The sequence below is a fragment of the Saccharibacillus brassicae genome (assembly GCF_006542275.1).
Classification (GTDB): Bacteria; Bacillota; Bacilli; order Paenibacillales; family Paenibacillaceae; genus Saccharibacillus; species Saccharibacillus brassicae.
The window spans coordinates 5,046,425-5,071,049 of the sequence record NZ_CP041217.1 but is presented as its reverse complement, the minus strand read 5'-3'; the positions used below and the strand labels follow the sequence as shown (position 1 = coordinate 5,071,049).

Below are 24,625 nucleotides of genomic sequence, written 5' to 3'. Positions count from 1 at the left end.
TCTCTCGCAGCTATTTTGAAAAAACGAGCGCCATCAACCAAAAGCAAAATCAAATTAAAAGCAAAATCAAATTAAAAGTAAAAAGGCGGCCTATGGCCGCCTTTCGCATATCCACAAACTCGAATCGGCAGGCTCGACTCGACGCATACACTGTACGAAGCGCCGGGTTTCTTTTCCCCCGAAGTCTCAAATCCTTAACTGAAGTTCCGAATTCCTTAATCAAACTCCAAACTCCAACCTCCAACCTCCGAACACGGCTGCACCACCATGCCAACGTACCGCATCGCATCGTGATGTGACGCAACGTGACGCCACCCGCTCCCTGCGCGCGATACACTACCCGTAACGAATCATCCTATCGCTATTTGCCGATATTCGGCCTTTTGAGCTCGCCTAACGAATCCTTACATCCTTATTATTGCGATTACGCCGATTTCAGGCTGTTTTGGAGCAAATAGCGTGATAACGATTCGTTAACCTTCGAAAAAGCGCATTATGAAGCAAATAGCGTGACCAGGGTTCGTTACAGTCGTGTCTATCAATATTGTACCTATAAATATCATACTGTTCGCCCATCTCCCCTATACGCCGCTCCTCCATTCGCCCTTACCCTATTTGCCCTACCTCCACCACTCACGCTGCTCAGCCCGCTCCCACCGCTCCCCCCTCCGCGCCGCTTTTCGGCCAGCGAATAAGCGCTTTGAACAAATCGCCGTCCAATTCAAGGCCGAACGTGCCGCCCTGCAGTTCGACCAGGCTTTTCACGATCGCAAGCCCGAGGCCCGAGCCTTCCGCGCTGCGCGCGCGGTCGCCCCGCACGAAACGCTCCATGATCTCGTCGGGCTTGAAATCGAGTTCCGACGCGGATACGTTTTTGAACACGATCCGCACTTCCGCCGGGGTATCGGTCAGTTCGACGTAGGCGCGCGAACCGGGCATCGCGTAGTTGGCGATATTCAGGTACAGATTCTCGAAGATGCGGAACGTTTTCTCGCTGTCGAGCGGCAGGATGACTTTGCCTTCGGGCACGGCGAAGCGCAGCTGCACGCCCGACTCGGCGAGGCGGTCTTTCAGCTCGACCCGCGCCTGCTTCAGCAGTTCGACCAGGTCGACGCTGACCGGAGCTACAGAAGCGGCGCCGCTCGAAGCCCGCGTATATTCGAACAAATCTTCGATCAGCCGGGTCAAACGCTGCGATTTGCCGCCCAGTACGTCGATATACGACCGCCGCTGCTCTTCCGTCAGATGGTTCTGCTGAAGCAGATTGACGTAAGTGACGATCGCGGTCAGCGGTGTTTTGAGATCGTGCGAGACGTTGGTCACGAGCTCGCTTTTGAGCTTTTGGCTTTTGATTTCTTCTTCGACGGCGTGCTTGAAGCTTTCGCGCACGCGCTGCAGTTCGGCAGTCATCGGCTCGAATACGCCCAGGGAGCCGTCGATCCGCACGTCCAGTTCGCCGCGCGCCATTCCCTGCACGGAAGCGTACAGCCGGGCGTAAGCCGCAAGCAGTTGGTCTTTTCTTTTTTTGATCCCGTAGAACAGCAGGACCAGATACACGGCAAGCGCGATCCCGGCCGCATACGGCACGTACGCGGCAAGCGTCACGATCCCGGCCAGCAGCACGGCGTGCGCGGACGCTATTTTGAGCAGCGAGCGGTCCGAAGCGTCCGCAAGATCGAACCGGTGCAGCCACTCCCACAGTGTAACCGTCAGGCTGCCCGTCCGAAGCACGCGGCTCCCGCCTTCGAGCCAGGCGCGGGTCACGAATTCGGCCAGTCCGCACCAGAACGTCAACAACACGATCCAGATTGCCATGATCTCAAGCAGCGGCGAATTCCCGTGATCGTAAGACCAGACGGCAAACGGCGTGTAGAAGAAGAGCGGCAGTCCCGCGCCGAGCAGCCAGTATTCCAGCGGAAGCCGTCTCGCATAAGGGATTCTTCGACTGCCGGTCTCCGCCCCGGTGTTCGAAGGTCTGCGACGCAGACTTCGGAGCGGCGGAATGCCGACGAGAATCGCGCTGCCGATCGCGAGCAGGACCAGGTACTTGAATCCTGCCGCGTGCATGGCCGCAGGTTTGTACGCTTCCAGAGTCGCTTCGGCGGAATAGGTCGAACGCGGCAGCGTATAGACGATCGTAAACGCCTGCGGATTGCGGATACGCGCCATGTAAGGCTTCCATTCGGATGCGTCCGCCGTCGCCGGCTGCATGTTTTCGAGACCGGCGGACAGCGCTATTTGCTGCGTGTGATTGACCAGCAGCCGATCCCGCCACTGCGTGCCGAGACCGTACCAGACCGGAATCTGCATCGCGCCGGAAGCATCGAATTCAACCACGGCGTAGAACCCGTAGTGTTCCATCAATTCCCTTTTCGCGGTCAATGATTCAAACATCCAAAAGTCTTCGGTCATCGAAGACGAATTCCGAATCGGCCAGCTGCCGGATTGATCATGCTTGACGCCGTACTCCATCCGGTACCGATTGGCCGTGCCGTCCCCTTCCGTCATGCCGCTCTGCCACTTCGAGATCAGAGCATCCAACTGCTGCCGAAAACGCTCGGGAATCACTTCGCCCGCGGGAGACCGATTGAACACGTTCGAGCCTCCGGGCAGATACAACGACGACGGCACGATCTTTTGGTAGGTCTGCGCATAGATTTGCGGATCGCTCATCCCCTGCTCCGACATACCGGATTGCGCGTCGTTTTGCTGGGCCAGCATCAGGGGAAGCACGTAATTGCTTTTTTCCAGCCTGTCGACCCACGCTTGCGGATCTACCTCGGTCAGCGACGTGTCCGTCGTTTCCCCCTCGATCCATTCCGATCCTTCGAACGACAAGGCGGAATAAGCGACGGCGACGAAAAAAGCGATAGCGCCCAGCAGACCGAAACGCACGAACCACGGACCGATTTCCGGCAAAGGCAGCTTCCACCCGATCTGTTCCTTTTCGCGCGCACTCTGGACTTTTCCGTTTGTTTGTTCGATCCGTTCATTGTTTTTCAATTTTATACCCGACCCCCCATACGACTTTTAAATATTTCGGCTGTTTGGGATTGATCTCGATCTTCTCACGGATGTTGCGGATATGGACCATGATCGTATCCGTCGAGACGGCGCGGTCGTTCCAGATCCGTTCGTAGATTTCATCCGCTGGAAACACGCGCCCCGGATGCCGGATCAGCAGCGCCAAAATTTTGAATTCAAGCGGCGTCAGGCGCACCGGTACGCCGTCCACGCCGACGTCCACCGTCTCTTCGTCCAGCTCCAGCCCTCCGACCGCGTGCCGGGTACTTTTCCCCGCTTCCGCGCCTGCGCCGCCGGACAACAGAGCCAAATAACGCGCGTAGCGCCGCAGCTGCGAATGGATGCGCGCCAGCAGTTCCATCGGAGCGAACGGCTTGGCGATATAATCGTCCCCCCCGATGTTCAGCCCCGCGATTTTGTCGATCTCTTCCGATTTGGCGCTGAGAAAAATAACCGGGAAGTCGTGCTTCTCGCGCAGCTTCATCGTCATCGAGATTCCGTCCATCCGCGGCATCATCACGTCGACGATCGCCAGATGCACCTCTTCCGCCGCTTCGATCCGGGCCAGCCCTTCCACGCCGTCCGCCGCCTGAAGCACCTCGTAACCCTGATTGCGCAAATAAATCGAGATCCCTTCCAATATTTCTTTGTCGTCTTCCACGACCAGAATCCGGTACGTCATAAGTTCTCCTTCTTTTTGCTCTTTTTCTTATGAACGCTTTTAGCATAAAAAACGTTCCTTAACGACTCCCTCGGGAAAAACGAAAGAAATTCCAAAGAAATGCGCCGCGCCGGAAACGACAAAAAGCCGACCCTGTCCGGGTCCGCCGATTTGCCATGCCCTATTTGCCATGCAATATTTGCCGGGCAGCGATCGTCATGATCTGCGCAGGCAGCGGGATCTCACGAACCCGAACAGGCGGCCGTCTGGCCGTCCGCGAACACGATACTGCCCTGTACCGCTTTGCACCGTTTCTTGATCCGGGCCGATTCTTCCACGATCTCTTCGATGCTGTCGTACGTCCGCCTGCGGTTCGTGACCACGGCGATCGAGAGCGACACGAGCGGGATCAGGCCGCGGCTGCCGAAGCGGTTCTCGCCCGTGATCGAGCCGCGCAGCAGATCTTCGCTTCGGTAAAAGTCCCGCTTCAGCCGTTCGAACTCGTCGATCGCCCGGCTGCAGGCGTCTTCGTAATGATGATGGTGCAGAATCGCGATATAATCGTCCCCGCCGATATGCCCGAAAAAGCTGTCCGGCTGCGCAAACACTTCACTGAGCAGATTGGCGGTCGCCTGAAGCAGCAGATCACCCTGCTTGAAGCCGTAGCCGTCGTTGTACGATTTGAACTGATCGAGATCGATATACAGCACGCTGAACGATTCGAGGCCGAGCGTCTGCTGCAGCCGGTCTTCGATGATCCGGTTGCCGGGCAGCCCGGTGAGCGGGTTCATAAACGTTGCGATCTGCGTGCGCACGTCGGCGACCGATAGCAGCAGCAGACGCACGCTGACCGCTCCGAGCAGCGTCCCGCCGCGGCTGACCAGCACGAGATCGTACAGCTCTTCTTCGGGCCGGTTCATCGCGCGGATGCTGACGTCGGTAATCAGTTCTCCTTCGTCCACGAGCAGCGGACAGGAATTCGACAGTACGCCGACCGGACGGTTCATGAACAACGTGAAGCCGTAGCGCGTCGCGATCTGCTGGTAGAACTGGACGCGCATCATGAGCGAGTTCGTGCCGTCCGGGTGGACGATCGCCAGTCCTTCGAGCTTCGGATTCTGCTTGAAGCATTCATCGACCGCTTCGCACTTCGTACCGGCTCCGACCACCGGGATACTTGCCGTGATCTCCCCGATTTTTGTAAGCATCCGCTTCGCCTCCTCTCTCCTTCATCAAACGGCCCACGGACGGCTTCAAGCGAAGCGGCCCCTGGGCTTTATATCGGGCTTCGGCACGGCAGCCTTGATCGAATCGGGACAGACCGGCACTTCTTCGCGCTCTTCGCGCGGAAAACGGGCCGGCTTCAAGTCCGGATCGGGCCGTCCGAGCGCGTAGCCCTGCCCGTATTCGATCCCTTCCCGCCGCAGCAGCTCGGCTTCCGCGCGGTTCTCGATCCCTTCGGCGATAATCGAAGTGCCCGAGCCCGCGGCAAACTCCTGCAGCAGCTTGACCATGCGCTGCCGGTCTTCGTGCTTGTGCAGGTCGCGAATAAGCGACTTGTCGAGCTTGATGAATTCCGGCTTGAGATTGACGATGGTCTGCAGGCTGTTGTAGCCGGAACCGGCGTCGTCGACCGCGATGCGGAAACCCTGCGCGCGGTAGTTCGACAGCACGCGCTCGAACTCCGCGTAATCGCTGACGGCCTGCTTCTCCGTCAATTCGAACACGACCCGTTCGGGCGGCAGGCCGAGCCTTCGGAGAAGCCGCACGGTCTCGCCGGCGCGATAAGCCGCGTCCGCCAGCACCATCGGATGCACGTTGATGAACACGACTTCGTCCGAGTCTTCGCCCGGCAGCCGAAGGCGCCGGCGCGCCGCTTCAAACCGCTCGAACGAAGTCTCGCGGCAGTAGCGTTCGAATTCGAACACCCGGTCGGTGCGGCCGATGTAGTCGTAGAAAGCTTCGGTATCGGGAAAACGATTCGAGACCGGAGGACGGTTCAGCACCTCGTAACCGAGACAGCTCCCGTCCTGCAAATTCAAAATAGGCTGGAAAAAAGTCGACAGCTTGCGGCCCTGAACGATCCGGTGCAGCTCTCTGGATTTGCCGTATGTCCGGACCGAAGCTTGAACGGTCTCCGAAAGATCGCGGCAGGCCGAGGTCAGGGCAGACGCCAAAAGCGGGAATTTCATTATAAGTTCACCTGATGTCCGTAGAATCGAGGCTGGAATTGGATTCGAGCATCTCTATGCGTCTATCGTAACACCCGTACACCAAGCAAGCGTCAACGGAGTGTAAAACCTCTGTTAACGAAGCTCGTTTCCAAGCCTTCCGTCCCGGGTAAATGGCAGCGGCGAGAGACGATTCGGCTGGATTTTCCTTTTATATCCTTTTTTATGCACGACAAAAGGCCCGTTCCGTGTCGCCGCCTGCGCGGACGAAAAAGAACGGGCCATGTTCGTTCATAGGTTCGTTAACATCTTCGTTCCGGCCGCAAAAAAGAACGTTCAGCTGCCGACGGTATCCCGGTTCAGTTCGTTCAGCCGGGTCGCGATCTGCTTGAGCAGGTCGCCGCGGCTGATCACGCCGACGACCTGCTTGTCCGCGTTGACGACCGGCAGCTTCTTGAAGTGATGCTTGGCCAGAATGCCTAACGCTTCTTCCAGATCCTGATCCGGCGACACGAACTGCGCGTTTTTCTTCATGATTTTACGAGCCGGCGTCCCGGTCTTGTACGACAGCGCTTCTTCGAGTTCTTCCGGCTGTTGGACGAACACGTAGCTGAACATATCGTAGACGGTCTGGCGGCTCGGATTGATGTAGCGCAAAATGTCGCCGTCGCTCACCATGCCCATCAGCCGGCCCGCTTCGTCGACGACCGGAGCGCCGTTGATCCGCTTCGATACGAACAGCTGCAAAATGTCGGACACTTTCGCGTTCTCGTTCACGGTATGCACGTCTTTGATCATAAAATCCCGTACTTTCATCGGATTCTCCCTCTTTCCGTATGAGGATGAAATGACAATTCGGACAGGTGATACTTCCAGTTTACTCCTTGTCCTCTTTTTGGTAAACGCTTTCTTTTGACAAAAAAAGAAGAAACCGCGCGAATGCGCGGCTTCCCCCGTTCAGATTCGCAAATTGTCCGTGAGCGACAGCGTCACCTGCTGCTGCTGTCCGTCCCGGTAGAACGTCACTTCCATCTGGTCGCCGACCCGCTTTTCCGTAAACAGATGCTGGCGCAGGTCGCCGGAATTTTCGACCGGCTGCCCGTCGACCTGCGTAATGACGTCGAGCGGGCGCAGTCCCGCCTGCGAAGCGGCCGAGTTCGGCAGCACGCGCTGCACGACCGCTCCGGTCGTGACGTCCGCCGGCAGCCCGATCTCGGTCTCGTAATACGCCGACGGAATCGAAGCCAGATCGACCGTCGTCACGCCCATCGTCGGCCGCTGCACTTCGCCGTTTGCTTCCAGCTGCTCGATGATCGGCACCGCGATATCGATCGGAATCGCCAGACCGATCCCTTCCACCGTCTCCGTGCTGATCTTGGCGGAGTTGATACCGATCAGCTTGCCTGTTGCATCCAGCAGCGCTCCGCCGCTGTTGCCGGGATTGATCGCCGCATCCGTCTGGATCGCTTCCGACTGGAAGTCCGGCTGCCCGTCTTCGTTCACGTCGACCGGCACGATGCGTTCGAGGCCCGACACGACGCCGGTCGTGACCGAACCGGCAAATTCGAGGCCGAGCGGATTGCCGATCGCGATGACCGGCTGGCCGGCTCTGAGCGCCGACGAGTCGCCGAATTCGACGACCGTATCCGCCGCCGAAGCGTCCATCGTCACGACGGCCAAGTCGGTCCAGATATCGGTGCCGACCAGCGTGCCTTCAACGTCCGTGCCGTCGGCAAGCGTCACTTCGAGCTGGTTGGAACCCGTTACGACGTGATTGTTCGTGACGATGTAGGCGAGATCGCCTTCCTTCTTATAGATGACGCCCGAACCGGTGCCGACCGGCACGCCGCTCGCGTCTTCCTGCATGCCGAACATTCCGCTGCCGCCGCGGCTCTGAATATTGGTGATTCCGACGACGGCTCCGCCGATACGCTCCACGACGCCCGGCACGTCCGTGCCTTCCGTGAGCGTCAGGGAAGTCGGCTCCGCCGCAGGCGTCTCGGCCGTATTGGTCGTCTCCGTCGTCTCCGGCGTCTCGGCCGGATTGGACACCGGCTGCGCCGCCGTTTGCGCTTCCGGCTGCGCCGACGTGGCGCGGTCGAGCAGTCCCGTGCGCGGCAGAATCAGCGTCACGAGCAGCGCCCCGATCACGAGCCCGACCAGGCTCGACAGCAGATACCCCCAGCGGCTTCCTCCCCTGCGGCGATTGCCGCCGCCTTCCGGTCCGTTGTTGCGATATTCCATTGACATCCATCCTTTCCGCTGTGTAGAGTGCGCAGCTCCCTGCGCCATTTCTTCCTAGTCACTCATACCCGCAGAAAGTAAGCGGTAAACGGATATTCGCCCGATCACAATCGGCTCTTTCTGGAATTGCATCCAGTTCCCGTTTATACTGGTGGAGTGTCATACATTCCAAAGCAAGCCAGGCAAGGAGGCCCACTATGAGCCAGAATGAAACAACCCGCATCCGGATCGTCGAATACGAACCGAAACATGCCGCTTCGCTGGCCGAGATGTGGAACCGCAGCAGCGAGAGCTGGGGCGGCGACAGCTACGTACATACGGAAGAAGAAACGCGGACGAAGCAGGAACGCAGTACCGATATGCAGACGTTCCTCGCGCTCGACGGCGACGTCGTCGCCGGCTTCTGCAGCTTTTCCTATTATCAGGAAGACGAAGGCGCCCTGTATATCCCGCTGCTTAACGTGCGGCCGGATTACCATGGGCAAAAAGTCGGCAAAGCGCTTGTGCTCAACGCGGTCCGCCGCACGATCGAGATGGGCTGGCCGCGGCTGGACCTGTACACGTGGGCGGGCAATACCAAAGCCGTGCCGGCGTACAAAAAGTGCGGATTTTTCTGGGAAAAACGCGACGATACGACGCATTTGATGAACTTTATCCCGAGCGTGCTGAATACGGACGCGGTCGCCCCGTTCTTCGAGACGGCGGACTGGTACGCGGACGGCAAGCGCGACCTGTCGGTGTATCCCGACGGCGACCGGGAGAACGGGTTCGACTTTTTCACTTACCTCTGGGAAAAAGACGGGCGCAGCCTGAGCATGCAGTTCGAGCGTACCGGACGCGGCCTGCGCCGGATCGAGACGGACGACTACGCGATCGAGACGGTGATCGAGCGGCATCGACTGCCGTTCGGGCGCAGCTATCCGGTCACGTACCGGATCGTGAACAAAAGCGGAGCTCCGCTCGATGTACAGATCGTCGGCAAGAACGGCAAAGGCGTATCGTTCGGCCTGAACGAATCGGTCAAGCTGACGGAAGCCGGAAGTCTTCGCGAGATTCAGGGCCTGTTCGAACTGAAGGAAAGGCCCGAAGAACCGAGCGCCCAGCGGACGCATCCCGGCGTCGAAGCGGACGTGACGATCAACGGCCGCTCGGCTTCGTTCAAGACCGGCGTCGCGCCGGTGTTCCCGATCAAGCTGACGACGGTGATCGCGTCTGCGCTCGTCGATCCGGGCAGCGAAAACGAGCTGCAGATCGGCTTCGAGAGCCGCTTCGCGGAAGACGCCGAGATCGAAGTGTTCCTGCCGGAATCCGGCGACGTCTCGTTCCGTCCATCCTCGCTGCGGCTGAACCTGCCCGCGGGCGGGCGGGCTACAGCGAAGCTGCATGCGCTCGTGCATCAACCTGGAATCGCGGCTTCGGACGTGCGGATCGCGGTGTTATCCGGCGGCGAACGCTTCGAGGTCCGCGGCGAGCTGGAAGCGGCGTTCCCCGGACCCTTCGGCATCTTCCACGGCGAGACGCCGCGCGAATGGATCGCGGGCAGCGGCCCCGTCACGATGCACCTGCACAAATCGGACAACCGGCTCAGCCTGCGGACCGCCGGGCAGCAGGGAGCGCCGTTCTCGTTCAATCTGCCGAAGCTCGGTCCTCCGTACAGCGACCGCTTCGTCGAGCATAAGCCGTCCGACGTCCGGTTCGAGCGGCGCGGCGAAGACATCGCGCTCGAAGCCGACTACGAATGGCAGGAGCCGTCCGGCCTGCGCCTGACGCTGATCGCCGTATTGGCTCCGGGCGGCGCCCTGCAGGTGTCGCACCGCGTAGCAAGCGTCGGCGAACAACCGCTGCCGCACGATCTGAAGCTCAAGCTTGCGCTGCCGGTCCCGTTCCGGGAAGCGGTGCTGCCTTACGACGGCACGTTCGTCGATCTCGGTACCGGCGCGGACGCGCTGCTCAAAGAGTATTGGAAGCCGGAGAAGCTCACCGAGAACTGGATCTTCTTCCGCTGGCCGACGTCGACCTGCGGACTGGTCTGGCCGCAGGAGCTGCGGCCGGTGCGCGACCGCTGGCAGTACGCGTTCGAACAGCCGGTCGGGGCACTTGCGCCCGGCGAAACGATTCGAACCGCTCCGCTGCGCGTGTTCGTGAACACGTTCGCGGACTGGCGCAACCTGCGCGCCCATGCGCTGGAAAGCGGCGGCCTGATGCCGTATCAGGCCTGGCCGCCGTCCGCCGCAACGCGCGCGGCGCATGCGCCGCCTCGCAAAAGCGAGCATCTCGAAGCTTCGCTGCACGGAGGCAATCCGTTCCTGCCGGGCGTCTTCGAAGCCGAGCTGCTTGAACGCAAGGAAGTAAATCTGAACGGCACGCTGCGGCTGTCTTCCGATCGGGGGTCGATCGCGGCGGACGAACTGCATGCGGACCCCGATCTCGAACAGCGCCGAGTCTCGCGGCAGATCGAGCTGGCGGAACGTCCGGAAGCGGATATCGTCGCCTTCGATTTCGATATGGGCGCGTTCTCGCTGCGCCGCCGCCAATTGGTCTTCCCCGCCGCGGACGACGCGGCGCCGGTACGCACGAGTAAAGTGACCGATCAGGGACTGGACGTATTCGAAGCCAGCAACGGCATCGTGACGCTGCGCGTATCGCCGTCTTTCGGGCCGGCGCTGTATTCGCTGCGGTATCACGGACGCGAATGGCTGGATTCTTCTTTCCCGCAGGCCGGGCCGAAATCGTTCTGGAACCCGTGGTTCGGCGGAATCGCAAGCGTACCGGACGGCATGACGGATCGCTCGGTGCTCGAAGAGACGATCGAAGCGGACTTCGCCGAATTGACGGACAACTTCGGCAGCGTCTGGTCGGGGCTCAAGCTGACGGTACGTATCGAGCGCAGCGAAACGCTCAAAGGACTGTCGTACCACCAATATTTCCTGCTGCGTCCCGGTTCGCCGGTTATGGCCTATACGACCGAAGTCGAGCAGCACAGCGGCCTGCCGATCGTCAACGCTTTCCTGAACAAAGGCGCGTTCTTCTCCAGCTCGGCCGACCTGACAGACGGACGGTTCGAAGTGCGGGATTCCCGCGGCGAACCGATCGTGTACAAAACGGGCAAATACGATATCGACCTGGAGTTCGAAGGCGTGCTGCGCCTGTTCTCCGCCGAGCGCGAAGAACGGCTGATCGTCGTTCCGGGCGTTGAAGGCCCTCTGCGCCAGTATGCCGTGCTGCTGAACGAACTGGCCGGTATCGCTTACGACGACCGCTTCGACGGACGCGAAGGCGCGCGCAGCTTCGCCGGATCGTATTTCTACGTGCTGACCGACCTTGATCCGCAAGAAGACGAACTGCTTGCGCTGCGCCGTATTTCTTTTGAACGGGAGGAGACTTCATCATGAAAATCATCGATGCCCATATCCATTACTCCGAAATCGAAAGTTTCCATCAGACGGCCGCCGACGTGTCGCGCCTGAGCTATACGCCGGAAGGGCTGGCGGAAGAATTCCGCCGGGCCGGCGTCGTGGCCGCCGTCGGCATGGGCGTGACCGAGACGACCCCGGGCGGGTTCCCCGATCACGCGTCGGCCAATCCGATGGGACTGGACCTCGGAGGCGGCACGCTCGACACGCTGCCGGCGAACGTGTTCGAATGCGCCGGCATCAATCCGCATACGCTGCACGAACCGGGCCAGCTCGAAGCGCTGGAACGTTCGCTTCAGCATCCGAAGACGGTCGGCATCAAGCTGTACGCGGGCTATTACCATTTTGCCGTCAACGACCCGATCTACGATCCGGTCTACACGCTGGCTGCCCGCTACAAGCTTCCGATCGTCATTCACGGCGGCCTCACCTACTCCGACCGCGGGCTGCTGAAATATTCGCATCCGCTGTCGATGGAAGAAGCACTGCTTGAGCACCGGGACCTTACCTTCATGATCTGCCATCTCGGCGATCCGTGGGTGATGGACACCGCCGCCATGCTGGAGAAAAACCCGAATCTGTACGCGGACTTGTCCGGCTGGTTCGTCGGCGACGACGACAAAATCACCCGCATGCTGACCGAGCAGACCTACGTCGACCATTTCAAACGGGCGATCGTGTTCGCGGAGCGGTACGACCGGCTCGTGTTCGGCACCGACTGGCCGCTGATCCCGATCGACTCGTATATCCGGTTCGTGAAGCATCTCATTCCGGAAAAATATTGGCATCACGTGTTCTACCAAAACGCGCTCGACGTGTTCCCGAAGCTCAAAGAGCAGCTTCCGGCGGACTGACGACGGCGTGATCCAGAGGCTTGTTTTCCTGCCATGAAAAAAGCACCCCGTACAATATTCATGGGTCTACCCACCGGGTTTTCCAATGTTTATTGTACGGGGTGCACATGAGGGGATAACGGTCCAAACCAAACAATTACAGCAAATTCTTATCTATGAGTCTGGACAAAAGGACAGCGGCTTCCGCTCGACTTATAGACTTGGCCGGCAGAAACGACCGGTTCTCGGATCCCAGAATGATTTGGTGATTTGCCAAGGCATCCACGGACGAAACGGCCCACTTTGAAATAGAAGATTGGTCGATAAAAGAAGTCGTATCTTCCGCAGAAGCAGGAATCTTCACTCCCCGAGCAATCATGACCGCAGCCTCCTCTCGCGAAATCAACCGCTGCGGATCAAATAATGATCCTCCCTTTCCTTCAACGATACCCAGTTCAACCGCTTTTTGTACCCCTTCCTTGGCCCAATGCCCCTGCATGTCTTTGAATATCGGGTTGTTTGTAGACGCTTCTTGTCCGAGTCCGCGCAGCAAGAGCGTGACAAACTCTGCACGTGTCATTTTCAGGTCAGGCCTGAAGGTATCGTTCGAATATCCCTTAATCATTCCTGCGGCATGAATTCGTTCGATTGCCGTTTGAGCCCAATGTCCGCTTACATCTTTAAAAGGTGCAGCAGGAATCGTCGGGGAAATTGTTGGCTGCGGCGTTTTCGGTTCTTGCACAGGCGTTTCGTTTTCCGATGCAGCGTCTGACTCTTTCTCCCCATCTTTGCTGGCTTCAGGTTTTTTTTCGACGCTTGGAACGTTTGGTCTTTCTTGGTTGGGCGGAGGATCAACAAACGGGACACTCTCTGTTGGAGGAATCCTCGGATCTGTAATCCGAATACGGACCTGTCCGATCTCCGAAACTTTTCCTCCAGCTGCCGCTTTGTAAGTAAATGTATCATTTCCGACAAATCCTTGATTGGGTTCGTACATAAAAGTGCCATAGACAGAGTCGGTCACGGTTAATTTACCTGATTTCGGCTGTTCCACCACGCTGTACAGAATCTCGCTTGGTTTTGTTCCGCTAACCTCCATCCGCCCTTGCACGGTTCGATTCATCGTCGTTTGCAGATTGAGAGGGGTGACTTGCAGCTTTGTTTTCGCTCGAACACGGATGAATACGATGCCTTCTTTACTTATTTTCTGTCCGTCCCCGATACGAAACGTAAACAGATCCAATCCGCTTGTCCCCGGATGCGGGGTGTATACAAAATTTCCGTAAGTCTGGTCGGTGACCGTAACCGTTCCGTTCTCCGGAAGCCTCAAAAGTTCAATCTTCTGAATGTTTTTCAACCTTCGATTGTAGACCGAATCGGAAACGGTTCCTTCCAATACCTGATTTTCGGCTATGTCATATTCCAAATTCGAGATTTTCCAATCCAGCTCGCTGCGGGATGCAGAGCCGATTTCTATAATAATTGTCGCCTCCGTAGATTTGTTCTTGCCATCGGTAACCTGGAAGGTGAAATAATCGATGCCCGATTCGTTCGGATCAGGTGTATAGGAGAATTGTCCGGTAGAGGCATTCGTTAACTTCAATATCCCTTTTGCGGGCTGCTTCAATATTTCGTAAACCAGCTTGTCTTTTTCTGTATCCGCTGCTCTTAGCGTACCTTGTACGTTTTGCTGCAGATCGACTTGGAAAGTATCGTCATACGCTTGAGGGGCGGTGTTTCCGTTTATTGTTATTTTTACTTCCGATTCATTAGAATACGTTTTCCCATCGTAAGCCCGATACGTAAAACGGTCCGTCCCTTTGTAATCAAGGTTGGGCGTGTAGGTAAACTCTCCTGTTTGCCCATTCAACTCCACTTTGCCAAAGTTTGGTTGAGCTACAATACTGTAGGTCAGCAAGCCGGCATCCGGATCCGAGCCTTCAAGTTTTTGTGTGTAAGGCGTATTTTGATCGGTCGTGACTTCCCTGTTTTTCGTGACCGGCGGCTCATTTTCATTGATCAAAAACTCGGAAAAATCCAACGCATGATCGGTGATTCGCATTTCGCTGATCCATCCGTTGAATCCTTTTTCAAATACATTGTTGTATTGTTTGCCTCCGACAATCCAGGGCGCATATTTGCCGTCGATCTTTGCGGCCGCAATGCCAAGCGATTCTCCTCCCCCGCCTTCGTCGTTGCGCAGAACCGGTGAGCCATTCACATACATTTTGGTGGAACGGGTATCGTTGACTACGGCTACGTGAATCCAGTTGAAAAATTGTTCTCCCGACCAGCTTGTTTTCATCGTATTTTGATTCGTCGGATAAGAAGCCCACTGCAATTCTTTTAAGGTGGAAATGGACAAAGTGGCTATCGGTTCTTGGGATTCACCATCCGATTTCCCGGCGTTTCTTCCACTTGCTCCACGGGCCAGCATGCTCATCCACCCGTTTTTGGCAGCATCGAAATTTTCTCTAATCCGGAAAAACGCTTCGACCGTATAACCTTTACGAAACTCTTCTTTGTTTAAGGAAGCTTCGTCACGAGTACGCAAATAAGACAATTCTTTGGGACTTTTACCGGCCGAAGCAAACTCGATACTCCCGCTGCTTTTGGACAGCATGGAATGATCGGATGACCAATCGACGTAAATGTCTTTTACATCTTCCTTCCCCGTGTTCACCAGATACAAGTCGTTTCCGTTGCCCGTTATATCTTTCACATTGAATGTACCGTCTGACGGCTTTTGGAACAGCCAATGGGCAAGTTCTCCATTTCCCGCGGCAGCTTTACGGACTTTAATCGTCGCTTCCGTTTCTATAGAATCGCCGAATCCGTCGCTTACTTTGAAGGTGAAGGTGTCTGTCCCTGATTGTCCGGCGTTCGGGGTATAGGCAAACGTTCCGGCGGTCTGATCCGTCATTTTCACCTGCCCAAGCTTGGGTTGAGCCGTAATGGAATAGATCAATGAATCCGAGTTGGCATCTGCCGCTTTCAGTTGGGCATGCAGCGTTTTGCCTTCACTGGCGCTAAAAGTAACAGGGGCCGCTTGAGGAAGCACGTTTTGCGAGTCCCAGATCCCTTTGAATCGTTCTTTGAAATCCATCTTGATCGTGAACGCGTTATTCTCGTCTTTGATTTCTTCCACATCGTAAGTTTTGTCTCGTTGGCTTTGCGGGATGTTCATCACCCAGGGCGAAAAAGTTCTGGCTGCGATCGTCCCGGCTTCCAAATCAAAGTTCAGTGTACGCATGACCCCGTTACCGCCCATGTAGTAGCCCTGATAATCGATAAGAGACATCAGTACATCGCGCCCTTGATCGTTTTTTCTGACCATATGGGCAGAACCGTGATGATGACCGCTTAAAGTCAGGAAAATCTGATCATTTCCTTTGACGAGCCGGTCCCACATTTTCTGTCCGTTATCCGTCATAATGGCAGTTTTACCGTCCGAACTCGTATTCAACATTTGATGAGTGACCAGAATCGTAGGTAAAGCGGGGTTCTTGTTCAATATTTCATTCGCCCATGAAAGGGTCGTGTCTCCGGCTCGCCAATCCAGGCACAACACCAAAAACTTTTTGCCTGCACCGTCGAATGTATAATAAGAGCTGTATCCGCTTGGAGAGGCCCCTCCAAAACCGGAATAATCTTTGTTAGCCATCCGGCTCGCCGGTTTGAAATATTTCAAAAACAGCGTATTCCACTTATCGCGGTCGTTACGCTTATCATCATCTGCCCGCTCCTGGATATCATGATTTCCGGCTACGTATCCATAGGGGATTTTGGCGTCATCCAGAGTTCTCATCGCTTTGTCCGCATTGATCCATTGTTCTTCTTTATCACTTTGGTCCACAATGTCTCCGAGATGAGTCGTAAAAGCAATATTCTCGCTATATCGGTACTGCCTGATCCATTCGGTCTGTGCATTGAAAATTTCCGCTTTGTAGCGGGCATACATTTGAGTGTCCGGCAAAATGGCGATCTTGAATGGCTTGGGGGTCGAAGCTTCAGCATGCTGCCGAAAGTTGAAGAAGTGGAGTTCAAAAACGGAAGCTAAAACAATCAGCGCCAAAAAAACTTTGAATCCTTTGAGCCTGTACATTTTTTACCCCTCACTTATCGATTGATTTTTATAAAAGTTTTGATCCTTTTTATGATGAGAACGATGTTAGATTAATGCCGAATCTTTAACTTCGTTCTATTATTTTTATTTGTTTTTGTTAAAATTTAAAAATTAAATAATAAAATTTCATAGCCAAAAAAAACCGGCCTTCCGTTTGGAAGACTGGTTTTTTCGTAAATCCGGTTGTTTTGTTTGAAGTAAACGAGCTGCATATTACGTTCGATCAGCCATCTTCGCCGGTTATTCGGTGTGGACTTTTTCCCACATGCCCGTGAACAGGTCGGCTTTGATCGTCAGCTTGTCTCCGCCGAGCAATACGTTCACGAGCACGGTTCCGTCTCCGGCATAGCCGGCGACCCAGTCTTCCCCGTCTTTTTTTAGCCTGGAAGCGGTCAGAATCGGCTGCAGCAGCCGCTTGATCTTTGTCTCGTAAGCTTCGTCGTACAGATCGGAAAGGTCCGGCAGCGCACCGTCGTACAGATCCGGCGGCGGCGAGTCGTCGATTACGGCAAGCGTACCGATCGGTCCTCCCTTGGCGGCGTCGAAAATCGTGCCGGTATCCGGATTGACCGCGTAATTCAACGTCAGCGCGGCAGAGTCCGCAGCATCGGCTTCCTCGAAGACGTACAGACCGCCCTGCTCGATCATGTCCCTCTGCGCTGTATCCAGCCGCCCGTCTATCCGTTCCCGGATTTCTTGCTGTGTAAAAGGAGGAGCCACGTCGCCTGTCGGATACATGACGGTATCGGCCGGCTTCAGGTCGGGACCGTACGTGACCGTCAATCGGACAGGGAATTTCGTATCCGACAATTTGCCGTAGGCATGGGCCACGATCCGGTCGCGTACGATTTCGTACTTGGCGACGCCGGGATAATGCAGATCCGAATCCTCTTGCGTTTCATCGTTGTCGTACGCGCGGGTCAGGTAACGTCCGTTCAGACCGGCCTCCACGTAGAGACGGCCTCCGTAGTCGAGTACGGGACGGATCGTGAACCTGTTGTTCCGAAAATCCCGATAATCCGCTACGTCGAGTTCTTCCAGCGTATACGGGTCCAGCACATGGATATGTTCCAGCTCCTGTCCGGTAATCGAACCGACATCCAGAATAAGCACGATTTCCTTGATGCCGTCGTCGTTCACGTCGGCCCAATCGGCGCGCGGCGGATGACCGGGATCGTTGGACGAATCCCAGAGATAGGAACGTCCCCGAGCTTGATCGCCGTTGATCAAGCCTACATGGATCAGGCGCGCCTGTCCGCCTTCCGACGTCTCGCGCGACGTGACGCGAATACTGTTCTCTTCGATCAGCAGCGTCTCGGCGGGATCATTGAGAGGAACGACGGCCGAATTGGCGTCCGTACCGGGGAGCTGTGCGCCAGGCAGCGCAGAGTCGCCGGCCGCGGCGGTCGGCGCCGACGGCTCGGTCCACTTCGCGCCTGTCAACGTGCAGCCGCCCAGCAGCAGCATGACGGCGGCGCCGACGATCGCGCTGCGATAAGTTTGGGTACGCGGCGTAGCGATCAGAATCAACCTCCTTTTGATTTCGGTCTTGCCGCCCGACAGCCCGACGGCACCCGGCAGGGGCGCCGAAACTGCCATCGAGTCGAGCAGCCGTACAATCGTGCGTCCGTACGCGAGGCGTTCGTCCGGCTCAAGTCTCTTCATCGCCAGCGCGTCGCAGGCGACTTCCTGATCTTCGCGCATTCGGCGAAACGCGTACGCCAGCAGCGGATTGAACAGATGCAGCGCCGTCAGCAGCGCGGCCAGCAGGTTCACGGGCACGTCCAGTCTTTTGGCATGCGCCAATTCATGCAGCATGACGTGGCGGAGCTGGGACTCGTCCAGCTCCGTCAGCACTTGGGGCGGCAGAAGCAGCCGCGGACGCACGGCGCCGAGCAGCGTCGGCACGCCGACCTGCCCGGTGACTTCAAGCCGCACCGGACGGCGCAGCCGCATCTCGCGCCGGCAGGTCTGCAGCAGGCGCTCCGCCTCCGGCGGCGGGGCGGCGGAATCCTGCCGCAGCCGCGCGGCGAAGCGCGCGTGGGCGCTTAGGCCGAAGGCAAGCGCCGCGGCTGCGCCGAGCAGCCACAGCAGGGCGAAGCCCTGCAGCAGCGCGCGGCCCAGGCCGCCGCGGTCGTCCGCCGCCGAAGCTGCGGCGGGGCCTGCGGTCGCCGGCGGCGCGGCGACTTCGCCGGGCGCAGCCGCCGGGCGCGACGGCGCTTCGCCGCTGCCGGGCGCAGCTTCCGGTCCCGCGCTGCCGGCACCGCCGGCTTCGCCGCCCGGGACCGAGCCGTCCGCGGCGGCTCCCGGTTCGCCGGCGCCGCCTGGCTGTGCCGAGGCAGCGGGGCCGCCTGAACTTCCCGCTGCGCCGCTTTCGCTGCCGCCATCCGCCGGTTCGCCGGCGGACCGCGCAGCCGGGCTTCCCCCGTCCGCCAGCGCGGCGGAGTCCGCAGAGACGTCGGACTCCGCTTCTCCCGGGATATAATCCGGGTTGTCCGCCGCTGTCGACGCCGTCTCCGGCGACGATGACGCCGCATAGCGGTCCGGGCCGGCCTGCGCCAGCCCCGGCAGCCAGTTATAGACGCTGATCGGGCTTTCCGGCGTCCAGGGCAGCAGCAGCCGGAGCAGCAGCAGGCTCCAGAGCAGATAGATCCAGCGCGGATGCAGCCGGTTCTTGAGCGGTATCCGCACAAGCAGGATCAGCAGCGCCGTGACGCTTGCGGCCGCCGACAGCAGCAGTACCTGTCGGAACAGTTCTCCCAGTGCGTTCAGCACGGCATTCAGTCCTTTCGCTCGTCCAGTATTTTGCGCAGCTCGTCGATGTCTTCCTTCGTCAGCTTCTCGTCGCGCAGAAAATGCGCCAGCATCGGCCGCATCGTGCCGCCGTACACGCGCTTGAGAAACGAATTCGTCTCCGAGCGCACGCATTCTTCTTCCTGCACTTTCGGATAGTAGGCGTAGATGCGCCCTTCCTGCGTGTAGCCGATCGCGTTCTTCCCGGTCAGGCGCTTGATCAGGGTGCGGACCGTTTTGGGATTCCAGCTGCGGCTGCCTTCCAGCGCTTCGATGATCTCGTTTGCCGTTCGCGGCGACCCGGCCCACAAAATTTTCATGATCTCCCATTCCGCGTCCGAAATGTTGGGGATAGCCTGTTCCATGTCTGTTCCTCCTCGTCCACTCATGACTACACTTGTAATCTAGAGACCAGTATTACATTTGTAATCCTGATCTGTCAAGGCAGTCCGTTCTTTTTTCACGGCAAAAAAAGCCTTCCCCATAAACGGGAAAGGCTCCTCCGACTTCTTTTCACCAGCACGACCGGTCTGAATCCCGAACGCTCTCACTCCTCCGCCTGCACCCGCCGCGCGAAATCGACGAACTGGAACTTGTCCAGCCGATGCCGGGATTCCGTGTACTGGAACAGCGTCGTGTCTTCCAGATGCACGTAGTTGCGGACGACGACGATATGCGTATCGCGGGCCAGGTCCAGCAGCCGCTTGTCTTCGTCCGACACTTGTTCCACCGAAATTTCTTTTTTGGCATAGGCGATCTTGAGCGACAGTTGGCCTTCCAGATACGCGTAGATCGATTGGCTCGCAATCTCCTCGGTCAGCTCGGGGATGACGGAAGCGAGAAAATAATCTTTGTCCAAAATGACTTTTTCCCCTTCGATCTCCCGGGCGCGGACGACTTTCCAGATCGGTTCCTGCTCCGCAATTTGCAGTTGGCGCGCCACGTTTCTCGGGCACGGCACGCAGGCCGTCTCGTGCACGAGCGTACGCACGGTACGTCCGAGACGTTCCGACAGCTCCTTGAAGCTCACGAGGCCGGAGATCGGAAATTCCATCCGGTTCATGTCGAGCACGAACGAACCTTTGCCCCTGATTTTGTGGATATAGCCGTTTTGCGACAGCAGATGCAGCGCTTTGCGAACGGTCTCTCTCGACGTGCCGTATTCTTCCGCGATCTCGTGTTCGGAAGGCAGCTTAACGCCGGTCTTGAGCAGACCCGTCTCGATCCGCTGCGTATAATCGCCATAAATTTGCGAAAAGATATTTTTATTCATATTGATCACCGTGACCCATTTTACGGGGGATTTTGTGAAAAAGCAAAAACGACGGTTCGGCATAAAAAAACGGCCCGCTTCCGGATTAGAACCGTAAAGCGGACCGTGGATCTTGCGCACTCTGCCTATCAGGCATAGCGATTGGGCCGGGCAAACAATCAGTCTTCGTCGCCCGTCAGATGGATGCGCAGCACCGGCGTCTTGCCGGCTACCGTATCGCCCATCAGCTCTTCGATGCTTGCGACGATATCCTGCCCTGCCGGAATGATGATCGGCGAGATCGTGGCGTATCCGCCCGCGGTAATGATATCGCGGTCGAATTCAAGCAGCAGCTGGCCGGCTTTGACGACGTCGCCGGTCGCGACATGGGCCGTGAAGCCGCTGCCTTTGAGTCCGACGGTATCGATGCCGACATGGATCAGCACCTGCACGCCGGTCGCATGTTCCAAAATGACCGCATGCTTGCTCTTGTCGATGACGTGGGCAACCGTCGCATCGAACGGCGCGACGACGCGTCCTTCGGACGGTTCGATCGCGACGCCTTCGCCCATTTGTTTCTCAGCGAACGCCGGGTCCGGCACGTTCTCGAGCGGAACCGCGCGGCCTTGAATCGGTGCCAGCAGATCGAGCACGTTGACGGCGTCTTGGCCTGCCGCAGCAGCACCGGCGGTACCGGCAGCGCCTGTCGTCGACGCATGCGAGACGACCGTATTGCCGCTGCTCGGAATCGGGCTTTTCGCATTCTCTACCGTTTTCACGTCGCGTTCCGCCAGGTCTTCTTCGACTTCTTCGCCGGAAGCGGCTTGTTTGCGGGTGACGATTTTGCCGTAAACGATCGTACCGACGAACGGAAGCACAAGGCAGATCGCCATGCCGATAAAGAAGATGCCCCAGTTTTCGACATTAACGGCCAGGAAGCCCGGCAGGCCGCCGACGCCGACAGCGAAAGCGCGCACGTCGTTCATCGTCAGCAGGATACCGCCGAGGGCGGAACCGAGCATACCCATGAACAGCGGGTATTTGAAGCGGACGTTAACCCCGAATACGGCCGGCTCGGTAACGCCGAGGAATGCCGTAATGGAAGTCGTGGCGGACAAACTTTTCATTTTCTGCGAACGGATGACGAACATCATGGCGAGCGCCGCGGCGCCCTGCGCGATGTTGGACAGCGCCAGCATCGGCCAGAGGAACGTGCCGCCGGTCGAGTTGATCAGCTGCAGATCGACCGCGAGGAATGTGTGATGCATCCCCGTGATCACGAGCGGCGCGTACAGACCGCCGTACAGCAGACCGCCGAGCCAAGGAACGGTATCGAACAGCCAGACGACGCCGTCTGTCAGCCAGTTGCCGAGTGTGAACGTCACCGGACCGATGACCACGAAGGCCAGGAAGCCGGTCACGAGCAGGGCGACAGGAGCGACGACGAGCAGTTTGAGCGAATCGGTGACTTTGCGGTTCAGCCATTTCTCGATCACGACCAGTACATAGGCCGCGACGAGCATCGGCAGGACCTGTCCCTGATACCCGACCGCGTTGATCTGCAGGCCGAACAGATTCCAGGTCGGTACCGTGCCTTCATTGACGGCCGACGCGTAATCGTACGCGCTCAGCAGGCCCGGATTGACGAGAATCAGACCGAGCACGACGCCGAGCAGCGGACTGCCGCCGAACCTCGTCGCCGCCGACCAGCCGACGAGCGCCGGCAGGAACGTGAACGCGGTGCTTGCGATCGTGTTGACGATCGCCGCGAAGTCGGCCCACTGCGGGTAGACTTCGATCAGGGCTTGCCCGGCGAAGAAGATGTCTTTGCCCGTGAGCAGGTTGTTGATCCCGAGCAGCAGGCCGGCCGTAACAAGCGCCGGGAGCAGCGGGATGAAGATATCGGACAGCGTCTTGATGAACTGCTGGACTGGACTTTTATGCTTGATGGCCGCCGATTTGACGTCCTCTTTGGTGGCGCGCTGGCCTCCGGTAATCGCTATCAATTCTTCGTAGGCTTTGTCGACGATCCCTGGCCCGATAATGACCTGAAACTGGCCCTGCGTGGAAAAGTAACCTTTTGCCAGCTCGTTATCGTCCAGCGCCTGCTTGTCGACCTTGCTTTCGTCCACGAGCGAGAAGCGCAGCCGGGTGACGCAGTGCGTCGCGACTTCGATATTGTCCTTGCCGCCTATGGCCTGGACAATCTTCTCGACATCCTCTCTTTTTACCGCCATTCCCTCATCCCCGTTTCTTTTCCTGAAATAGTATACAAAGCCGGGGGCATTACCCCCGGATGATCCACATGAACGACGCGTACGACTCCAGCTTGAGGATGCGGCCCCAGGCCGGCTCGTCCGCCATATTACCGACCAGCAGCTCGGCTTGTGCGTCCGCCAGTCCAAGGTACGCTTCCGGCAGCGCGAATTCCGCCGCTTCGCCGCTGAAGTTCGAGGCGACGATGAGCGTGTCCGACCCGTTCGTGCGGGCGTAGGCGAACACCTGCGGATGTCCTTCGTCGAGCCGCTCGTAGCGGCCGTCGGTCAGCACGTCTTCGGTCTTGCGCAGCGCGATCAGTCTCTTGTAATGGCTGAAGACCGAGTTCGGATCTTCGCGCTGCATTTTGACGTTGATCTCGGGATAGCGTTCGTCCACTTTGATCCACGGCGTGCCGTCGGTAAAGCCGGCCTGCGGACCGTAATTCCACTGCATCGGCGTGCGGGCGTTATCGCGGGAACGCTTGGCGATAATATCGAACGCTTCTTCGGGCGATTTGCCCATCTCGATCATGATGCGGTACATGTTCTTCGATTCGACGTCCCGGAATTCGGAGATGTCGTTCCAGTTCGGGTTCGGCATGCCGATCTCTTCGCCCTGGAACACGTAAGGCGTGCCCTGTAGGCCGTGCAGCGTGGTCGCCAGCATCTTGGCGCTTGCGGCGCGGCAGCGGCCGTCGTCGGCGAAGCGCGACAGCGCGCGCGGCTGGTCGTGGTTGTTCCAGAACAGCGCGTTCCAGCCGCCGCCTTCCTGCATGCCGACCTGCCAGGACGACAGCAGTCCCTTGAGCGCTTCGAAATCGTACGGCATCAGTTCCCACTTCTTGCCCTGCGGGTAATCGACCTTGAGATGGTGGAAGTTGAACGTCATGGAAAATTCGCGTTCCGCCGGATTCGAATACCGGATACAGTGCTGAAGCGTCGTCGACGACATCTCGCCGACGGTAATCAGATCGTACGGACCGTAGACACGCTCGTACAGCTCTTTGATATACTCGTGCACCCGCGGTCCGTCCGTGTAATACCGCCGGCCGTCGCCCGTCATGATCGACCCGTCGTCGTCGGGGAAGCTCTGATCTTTGGAGATCAGGTTGATGACGTCCATCCGGAACCCGTCGACGCCTTTGTCCGCCCAGAAACGCATCAGATCCGCCGCTTCCTGCCGCACCTGCGGATTTTCCCAGTTCAGGTCCGCCTGCGTCTTGTCGAACAGCGCCAGGTAATACTGCCCCGTGGCTTCGTCGTACTGCCAGGCCGAGCCGCCGAACTTGGACTGCCAGTTGTTCGGCACGCCGCCGCCCGGTGCCGGATCGCGCCAGATGTAGTAGTCGCGATACGGATTGTCCGTCGATTTGCGCGACTCCTTGAACCATTCATGCTCCGTCGAAGAATGGTTGACGACGATGTCCAGCATCAGGTGCATATCCCGCGCTTTCAATTCGGCTGTCAATTCCTCGAAATCTTCCATCGTGCCGTACATCGGGTCGATCGAGCGGTAATCGGCCACGTCGTAGCCGTTATCGTTCTGCGGCGAGATATAGACCGGCTGAAGCCAGACGATATCGACGCCGAGATCGTGCAGATAGTCGAGTTTCTCCGTCAATCCCCGGATATCGCCGAGCCCGCTGCCCGTCGTATCGTTGAAACTGCGCGGATACACCTGATACACGACCGATCTGCGCCACCATTCCGATTTGCTGCCAAGCTGCCCTGCTGTCATGCCGCGTGCCTCCTTCGGGTACCCAGAGGCCGCAGACGCTTCGGAATCGCGTGCGCGGATAGCGAATATCCGCAGCCTGTACCCTTCATGTATATACAAGTATGTCTCCGAA

The 24,625-nt window shown here is 57.9% G+C and carries 14 protein-coding genes; 2 read left to right on the top strand and 12 right to left on the bottom strand.

The genetic code is table 11. From position 1 onward, the window contains the following. Window positions 1–642: 642 nt before the first annotated feature. The 6 genes from FFV09_RS21185 to FFV09_RS21160 form a co-directional block, all read right to left on the bottom strand. Window positions 643–3,003 (bottom strand): sensor histidine kinase, encoded by a 2,361-nt coding sequence (locus tag FFV09_RS21185; RefSeq protein WP_141449689.1) that lies wholly within the window; start codon window positions 3,001–3,003, stop codon window positions 643–645. Continuing rightward, complete coding sequence (locus FFV09_RS21180) at window positions 2,990–3,706, bottom strand: response regulator transcription factor (RefSeq protein ID WP_141449688.1); 717 nt, start codon at window positions 3,704–3,706, stop codon at window positions 2,990–2,992. Before FFV09_RS21180 ends, FFV09_RS21185 begins: the two co-directional genes overlap by 14 nt. 221 nt (window positions 3,707–3,927) lie before the next feature. Next, window positions 3,928–4,893, bottom strand: a complete 966-nt coding sequence (locus FFV09_RS21175) for a GGDEF domain-containing protein (RefSeq protein ID WP_141449687.1) — start codon at window positions 4,891–4,893, stop codon at window positions 3,928–3,930. A gap of 45 nt (window positions 4,894–4,938) precedes the next feature. Next, window positions 4,939–5,877 carry an EAL domain-containing protein gene (locus FFV09_RS21170; RefSeq protein WP_141449686.1) on the bottom strand — a complete coding sequence of 313 codons (939 nt, stop codon included), beginning with the start codon at window positions 5,875–5,877 and terminating at the stop codon, window positions 4,939–4,941. Window positions 5,878–6,192: 315 nt separating this feature from the next. Next, window positions 6,193–6,672 carry a CBS domain-containing protein gene (locus FFV09_RS21165; protein WP_141449685.1) on the bottom strand — a complete coding sequence of 160 codons (480 nt, stop codon included), beginning with the start codon at window positions 6,670–6,672 and terminating at the stop codon, window positions 6,193–6,195. Window positions 6,673–6,813: 141 nt separating this feature from the next. Beyond that, window positions 6,814–8,100: a S1C family serine protease gene (locus FFV09_RS21160; RefSeq protein WP_141449684.1), complete on the bottom strand. Its 1,287-nt coding sequence runs from the start codon at window positions 8,098–8,100 to the stop codon at window positions 6,814–6,816. Window positions 8,101–8,297: 197 nt separating this feature from the next. On the opposite strand from FFV09_RS21160, the gene FFV09_RS21155 reads away from it, so the two are divergent. Continuing rightward, the gene (locus FFV09_RS21155) at window positions 8,298–11,492 is read left to right on the top strand and encodes a GNAT family N-acetyltransferase (protein WP_141449683.1); all 3,195 of its coding nucleotides are present in this window, start codon (window positions 8,298–8,300) and stop codon (window positions 11,490–11,492) included. After that, the gene (locus tag FFV09_RS21150) at window positions 11,489–12,367 is read left to right on the top strand and encodes an amidohydrolase family protein (RefSeq protein WP_141449682.1); all 879 of its coding nucleotides are present in this window, start codon (window positions 11,489–11,491) and stop codon (window positions 12,365–12,367) included. The genes FFV09_RS21155 and FFV09_RS21150 overlap by 4 nt, the downstream gene beginning before the upstream one ends. 136 nt (window positions 12,368–12,503) lie before the next feature. Here the strand turns inward: FFV09_RS21150 and FFV09_RS21145 are convergent, their stop codons facing one another. The 6 genes from FFV09_RS21145 to treC form a co-directional block, all read right to left on the bottom strand. Beyond that, complete coding sequence (locus FFV09_RS21145) at window positions 12,504–16,451, bottom strand: Ig-like domain-containing protein (RefSeq protein WP_141449681.1); 3,948 nt, start codon at window positions 16,449–16,451, stop codon at window positions 12,504–12,506. Between the two features lie 261 nt (window positions 16,452–16,712). Further along, window positions 16,713–19,247: a M56 family metallopeptidase gene (locus tag FFV09_RS21140; RefSeq protein ID WP_170315104.1), complete on the bottom strand. Its 2,535-nt coding sequence runs from the start codon at window positions 19,245–19,247 to the stop codon at window positions 16,713–16,715. A gap of 5 nt (window positions 19,248–19,252) precedes the next feature. Further along, window positions 19,253–19,630: a BlaI/MecI/CopY family transcriptional regulator gene (locus FFV09_RS21135; RefSeq protein ID WP_141449679.1), complete on the bottom strand. Its 378-nt coding sequence runs from the start codon at window positions 19,628–19,630 to the stop codon at window positions 19,253–19,255. A 182-nt stretch (window positions 19,631–19,812) separates the two neighbouring features. Beyond that, window positions 19,813–20,538 carry a trehalose operon repressor gene (treR, locus tag FFV09_RS21130; protein WP_141449678.1) on the bottom strand — a complete coding sequence of 242 codons (726 nt, stop codon included), beginning with the start codon at window positions 20,536–20,538 and terminating at the stop codon, window positions 19,813–19,815. A 158-nt stretch (window positions 20,539–20,696) separates the two neighbouring features. Continuing rightward, entirely contained in the window at window positions 20,697–22,754 is a 2,058-nt protein-coding gene (gene treP, locus FFV09_RS21125) for a PTS system trehalose-specific EIIBC component (RefSeq protein WP_141449677.1), read from the bottom strand. A gap of 49 nt (window positions 22,755–22,803) precedes the next feature. Beyond that, window positions 22,804–24,513 (bottom strand): alpha,alpha-phosphotrehalase, encoded by a 1,710-nt coding sequence (gene treC / locus FFV09_RS21120; protein WP_141449676.1) that lies wholly within the window; start codon window positions 24,511–24,513, stop codon window positions 22,804–22,806. Window positions 24,514–24,625: the final 112 nt, after the last annotated feature.

Bases quoted from the DNA above. Each gene is read 5' to 3' on its own strand.
- FFV09_RS21175 (WP_141449687.1), bottom strand. From the start codon at position 4,893: ATGCTTACAAAAATCGGGGAGATCACGGCAAGTATCCCGGTGGTCGGA.
- treP (WP_141449677.1), bottom strand. From the start codon at position 22,754: ATGGCGGTAAAAAGAGAGGATGTCGAGAAGATTGTCCAGGCCATAGGC.
- FFV09_RS21160 (WP_141449684.1), bottom strand. From the start codon at position 8,100: ATGGAATATCGCAACAACGGACCGGAAGGCGGCGGCAATCGCCGCAGG.
- FFV09_RS21145 (WP_141449681.1), bottom strand. From the start codon at position 16,451: ATGTACAGGCTCAAAGGATTCAAAGTTTTTTTGGCGCTGATTGTTTTA.
- treC (WP_141449676.1), bottom strand. From the start codon at position 24,513: ATGACAGCAGGGCAGCTTGGCAGCAAATCGGAATGGTGGCGCAGATCG.
- FFV09_RS21180 (WP_141449688.1), bottom strand. From the start codon at position 3,706: ATGACGTACCGGATTCTGGTCGTGGAAGACGACAAAGAAATATTGGAA.
- FFV09_RS21155 (WP_141449683.1), top strand. From the start codon at position 8,298: ATGAGCCAGAATGAAACAACCCGCATCCGGATCGTCGAATACGAACCG.
- FFV09_RS21165 (WP_141449685.1), bottom strand. From the start codon at position 6,672: ATGAAAGTACGGGATTTTATGATCAAAGACGTGCATACCGTGAACGAG.
- FFV09_RS21170 (WP_141449686.1), bottom strand. From the start codon at position 5,877: ATGAAATTCCCGCTTTTGGCGTCTGCCCTGACCTCGGCCTGCCGCGAT.
- FFV09_RS21135 (WP_141449679.1), bottom strand. From the start codon at position 19,630: ATGGAACAGGCTATCCCCAACATTTCGGACGCGGAATGGGAGATCATG.
- FFV09_RS21150 (WP_141449682.1), top strand. From the start codon at position 11,489: ATGAAAATCATCGATGCCCATATCCATTACTCCGAAATCGAAAGTTTC.
- treR (WP_141449678.1), bottom strand. From the start codon at position 20,538: ATGAATAAAAATATCTTTTCGCAAATTTATGGCGATTATACGCAGCGG.